General features: G+C 73.1%; 4 protein-coding genes. All 4 read right to left on the bottom strand.

From position 1 onward, the window contains the following. Positions 1–1,539, bottom strand: a 1,539-nt coding sequence (locus tag ACFWOG_RS27810; RefSeq protein WP_380361396.1) for a M1 family metallopeptidase, incomplete at its 3' end; no start/stop codon positions are given. Between the two features lie 169 nt (positions 1,540–1,708). After that, positions 1,709–2,581, bottom strand: a complete 873-nt coding sequence (locus ACFWOG_RS27805; RefSeq protein ID WP_380361395.1) for a sulfurtransferase — start codon at positions 2,579–2,581, stop codon at positions 1,709–1,711. 83 nt (positions 2,582–2,664) lie between these two features. Then, complete coding sequence (locus ACFWOG_RS27800) at positions 2,665–3,762, bottom strand: class I SAM-dependent methyltransferase (RefSeq protein ID WP_380361394.1); 1,098 nt, start codon at positions 3,760–3,762, stop codon at positions 2,665–2,667. A gap of 64 nt (positions 3,763–3,826) precedes the next feature. Further along, positions 3,827–5,281 (bottom strand): family 20 glycosylhydrolase (locus ACFWOG_RS27795; RefSeq protein WP_380361393.1); only part of this gene is annotated, 1,455 nt, incomplete at its 5' end.

Here is a 5,281-nt window from a genome sequence, read left to right as displayed (position 1 = left end):
GTTGGTCTCCTGGATCTTCTTCCACGACGTCGGCTCCGGCGGCACGTCCGCCGCGCCGGACGCCGGTGCGGTCGCCGACGGGGCGGTCGCCGACGGGGCACCGAACGACGGAGCCGGCGACGCGACGCCCGCCGCGACGCCCGACGAGCCGACCGCCGGCTTCCCGACGGTGAACAGCCAGGTGTTGAACAGCCCCCCGAGCGGCTTGCCGGAGATCCGCTCCGCGTACGCCTGGAACTGCTGGACGGTGGCGTTGCCGTACTTGCGCTCGGTCGGCCAGCCCTTCAGGATCCGGAAGAACTTGTCGTCCCCGACGGTGTTGCGCAGCGCCTGGACGGCCAGCGCCCCCCGGTCGTAGACGGCGGCGGCGAACTGGTGGTCCGCGCCCGGGTCCCCCGGCTTGACGGTCCAGAAGGCGTTGTCGGCCGGGTAGAAGGCGTAGACGTAGTCGGCCAGCTCCTGGGCGGTGCCCTCGTTCTCGTGCTCGGACCAGAGCCACTGCGAGTACCGGGCGAAGCCCTCGTTGAGCCAGATGTCGCTCCAGCGCTGGACGGAGACGCTGTCGCCGTACCACTGGTGCGCCAGCTCGTGGACCACCACGCCGGTGTTGGCGCCGCGCGCGAACTGGGCGGGGCTGTAGAAGATCTGGGTCTGGGTCTCCAGCGCGTACCCGGTGCGCACGTTGGGCACGTAGCCGCCGAGCGAGCCGAAGGGGTAGGGGCCGAAGTACCCGCTCAGCCAGTCGGCGATCTCGCCGGTCCGCTCGACGCTGGCCCGCGCGGCGCCGTCGTTCTCGCCGAGGTCCTTGCTGTAGGCGGTGGTGACGGGGAGTCCGCCCGCCGTGGTGTCGGTGTAGAGGTCGAACCTGCCGATCGCCAGCGTGGCCAGGTAGGTGGCCTGCGGCTTGGGCTGCCGCCAGTTGTAGCGGGTCCAGCCGGCCCGCGAGCTCTGGGTCAGCGTGCCGTTGCTGATCGCCTGGGTGCCGTCGGGGACCAGGACGGAGACGTCGAAGCTGGCCTTGTCGGTGGGGTGGTCGTTGCTCGGGTACCACCAGGCCGAACCCTCGGGCTCGTTGGCGACGACGCCGCCGTCGGGGGTGCGGATCCAGGCGGAGTAGCCGCCGCGCTCGACCTCGCCGGGCTTGTCGGCGTACCGGACCACCACGGTGATCCGGCTGCCCCTGGCGATCGTCCGGGCGGGGGTGATCTCCAGTTCCTGGTCACCGGTGGCGGCGAACCTGGCGGGGCGCCCGTTGACCAGCACCTCGTTCACCTTGAGCACGAAGTCCAGGTTGAACCGGGTGAGGTCCTGGGTGGCGGTGGCGAGGAGGGTGGCGGTGCCCTCCAGCTCGTCGGTGACGGGCTGGTACTTGAGGCGGATGTCGTAGTGCGAGACGTCGTAGCCGCCGTTGCCGGCGTTCGGGTAGTAGGAGTCTCCGATGCCGGCCGCGCCTTGGCCGGCCTGGGCGGCGGAGGCGGGGACGGACAGGAGCAGGGCGAGCGCGCCGGCAGCGGCAGAGACGATCAGCCTCTTGCGCACAGGGGTCCTCCACAGGATCGCTGGGACAACGGGTCGCAACGATCCTTGTCCCGGCGGACCTCGTCTCACGCCTTGGAGATGAAATGTTCATGAGAAGAAACAGGCCGACATCACCGTGCCGCGCCCGTGCCACGTCCGGCCGGGTGCGGCCTCCGCCGCGCCCGGACCCTCACGCCCCCAGCGCCACCGGCGCCCGTACCAGCGAGCCGTACTCCGTCCACGACCCGTCGTAGTTCTTGACGTGCGGGTACCCCAGCAGCTCGGTCAGCGCGAACCAGGTGTGGGCCGAGCGCTCGCCGATCCGGCAGTAGGCGATCACCTCACGCTCGGACTCGACGCCCTGCACGCCGTAGAGCGCGCGCAGTTCCTCCGCCGACCGGAAGGTGCCGTCCTCGTTGGCCGCCTGCGACCACGGGATGTTCACCGCACCGGGGATGTGCCCGGGCACCTGCGCCTGTTCCTGCGGCAGGTGCGGCGGCGCCAGCGCCTCGCCGCGGTACTCGGCGGGCGAGCGGACGTCCACCAGCACCGCGTCCGTACCGGGCTTGGCGAACACCTCGGCCTTGGCGAGCACCTCGTCCCGCAGCGCCCGGACCTCGGGGTGCTCGGGTTCGGTCATCCGGTACCCGCTGTGCTGGTAGTCCATGACCTCCCGGGTGAGCGGGCGCGCCTCCAGCTCCCACTTCTTGCGCCCGCCGTCCAGCAGCCGCACCGGCCCGAAGCCGCGCAGCCGCATCAGCCAGTAGGCGTACGCGGCGAACCAGTTGTTCCGGCCGCCGTAGAGCACCACGGTCGTGTCGTCCTCGACCCCGGCGGCGCGCAGCAGGTGCTGGAGGCCGGTGCGGTCGATGTAGTCGCGGCCGACCGGACTGTGCAGGTCGGTGGCCCAGTTCCAGCCGACCGCGCCGGGGATGTGGCCCTGCTCGTACGCCCCGGTGCTCTCGTCCACCTCGACGACGCGGAGCGTGCCGTCGGTCAGGTGACGCGCCAGCCACTCCGTGTCGACCAGCGTCTCGGGGTGTGCGTAGCCGTTGCCGGTCATCGACGCCCTCCTTCACTCGGACGGACCCTTCGAACCTACGTCCGCGCCCGCGCCCCGGCCACCCGCCGGCCCAGCACCCGCCGCTACGCCGGGGTGCCGGCCGGGCGCGCCACGTAGTAGAGGTTGAGCACGTCGCCCTCGACCCGCCGGGTGTCCACCGTGCCGAACCCGGCCTCCGCCAGCATCCGCCGGGCGGCCTGCTCGCCCCAGACCGTGCCCAGCCCGGCGCCGCCCTCGCCGAGCGAGACCGTCATGCAGTAGAAGACCGAGAAGGCGTACAGCGCGGGGCCCAGCGGGTGGTCGAGGTTCTCCTCCAGCCGGCTGCTCGCCGCGATGTCGCCCATCAGGAAGACGCCGTCGGGCCGCAGCGCTCCCGCGACGGCGCTCAGGGTGGGGGCCGGCCGGGCCAGGTCGTGGATCACGTCGAACGCGGTGACCAGGTCGTACGCGCCGGTGAGCCGGGCGGAGTCGGCGAGCACGAAGCGGGCGTTGTCCAGGCCCTGCGCGGCGGCCTCGGCCTCGGCCGCCCCGATGCCCTTCTCGGAGATGTCCACGCCGGTGAACCGGCTCGCCGGGAAGGCCTTCGCCAGGACGTTGACGGCGTGGCCCTGTCCGGTGCCGATGTCGACCGCGTCGATGCCGGCCCGCAGCCGCTCGGTCAGGCCGGGCACCAGGGGCACGACCCCGTCCACCAGCACCCGGTCGTAGACCGCGGCGGTCTCCTCGCCCTGGAGGGCCTGGAACCGCGGGTACGCCGAGTAGGGCAGGCCCCCGCCCTCGCGGAACGCCGTGACGACCCGCTGCTCCACCTCGCCCATCAGCGCGAGGTACTGCATCATGCCCGCCGCGTTGTCCGGCCCGGCCGCCCGGGTCAGCGAGGCGGCGTGCTCCGGCGGCAGCCGGTAGCGACCGTGCTCGGGGCCGGGCTCGGGCCCGGGCTCGTACTCCACGAAGCCGCCGACGGCCATGCCGCCGAGCCACTCCCGGACGTAGCGCTCGTCCAGCCCGGCTGCGGCGGCGATCTCCCCGCTGGTCGACGGGGCGAGGCCGGCCATCGTGTCGAAGAGCCCGGTCTGGTGGCCGACGCTGGCCATGATCCCCAGGCAGGCGTCGTTCAGCACCTGCACCACGCGACCCGCGAACCGCTCCTGCCTCGCCGGGTCCGGCTCCCGTGCGGACATCGTTCCTCCTGCACAACTCGGGACGTGCGCGAACCCTCCCCTCGTCACGCTACGCCGCCCCGGGCTACCGTGCGGGCCAGGGCACCTCCGGCCGCCGCTCGTAGGCGTACCCGGCGGCGTCCCAGCGCGCGCCCTCCTCGGCGAGGCGCCGCTTGAACCCGTCCCAGTCGAGGGCGGCCTTCGGCGACCAGCCCAGCTCGGCCAGCGCGGGCAGCCGGGGCAGCAGCATCAGGTCCAGTTCGTAGGGGGTGTCCAGGGTCTCGGTCCAGAGCGGTGCCTCGATCCCGATCACCGACCCGGCCGGCAGCTTGAGCACGTTGTCCGGATCCCAGGTGTAGGCGTGCCGGGCGTCGATCGTGCCGGCCCAGACCAGCCCGAGCGGGTAGGACTTCTCGTACTTCATGTCCAGGTAGCTGCGGCCGGACGGCGACATGATCACCTTGGCGCCCCGCTCGGCGGCCTGCCCGAGCTCGAGGTCGCGCCCGCCGCGGCCGTCCCAGTACTGCAGCACCCCGACCCCGGCCGGCGCGGCCTGGTTCCAGCCCACCGGCGTCTTGCCCGCGGCCAGCACCTGGGCGTTCACCTGCTGCACGAACCCCGCGTACTCCTCCGAGGAGATCGTCTTCACCTCGTCGCCGCCGATGTGCAGGTACGGGCCGGGGGTGAGCCGGGCCACCTCGGCGATCACCTCCCGGGTGAACGCGAAGACGGCGTCGCCGGTCGGGCAGAGCGTCGAGAAGCCGACCTCGATCCCGGTGTACGGCCAGGGCCGGGCGCTGCGGGTGCAGTCGAGCTCCGGGTAGGAGGCGAGGACGGCGTTGCTGTGGCCGGGCAGGTCGATCTCGGGGACGACGGTCAGGTAGCGCTCCTGCGCGTACCGGACGATCTCCTGGTAGTCGGCCGCCGTGTAGAAGCCGCCGGGGGTGCCGTCCACCTCGCTCACCGCACCGACCCGGGTGAGTTCGGGCCGGGACGGGATCTCGATCCGCCAGCCCTGGTCGTCGGTCAGGTGCAGGTGAAGGTGGTTGACCTTGTACAGGGCCAGCCGGTCGATGAACCCCTTGACCTCGGCGGGGGTGAAGAAGTGCCGCGCCACGTCGAGCATCGCGCCCCGGTAGGCGTAGCGGGGGCGGTCCTCGACGGTGACCGGCGCGACCGTCCACTCGGTGCCGTCAGCCGCCTTCGCCGGGCCCTCGATCTGCGGCGGGAGCAGCTGCCGCAGTGTCTGGGTGCCCCGGTAGAGGCCCTCGGGGGTGCGGGCGGAGATCCGGACGCCGGTGGCGTCGGAGGTCAGCCGGTAGCCCTCGGCGCCGGTCTCGGCGGGGAGGGCGGGGTCGAGCAGCAGGCCGATGCCGTCGGCCGCCGCGTCGCCGTCGGCCACCACCTCGACCGGCAGGCCGGTCGGGCGGCGCAGCGCCTCGGCGAGCTGCCCGGCGATCCGCCGCACCTCCTGCGCCTGCTGCGCCGGGGCGTGCGCGCCCGTGGCGGTGCCGGCCGCGGGGCGGGCGGTGAGGCGGGT

This window comes from Kitasatospora sp. NPDC058406 (genome assembly GCF_042722765.1).
Classification (GTDB): Bacteria; Actinomycetota; Actinomycetes; order Streptomycetales; family Streptomycetaceae; genus Kitasatospora.
The sequence above is the reverse complement of the archived record's forward strand: the minus strand, read 5'-3'. Positions and strand labels throughout refer to the sequence as shown.

Coding starts and splice junctions, on each gene's coding strand:
- ACFWOG_RS27805 (WP_380361395.1), bottom strand. CDS start 2,581: ATGACCGGCAACGGCTACGCACACCCCGAGACGCTGGTCGACACGGAG.
- ACFWOG_RS27800 (WP_380361394.1), bottom strand. CDS start 3,762: ATGTCCGCACGGGAGCCGGACCCGGCGAGGCAGGAGCGGTTCGCGGGT.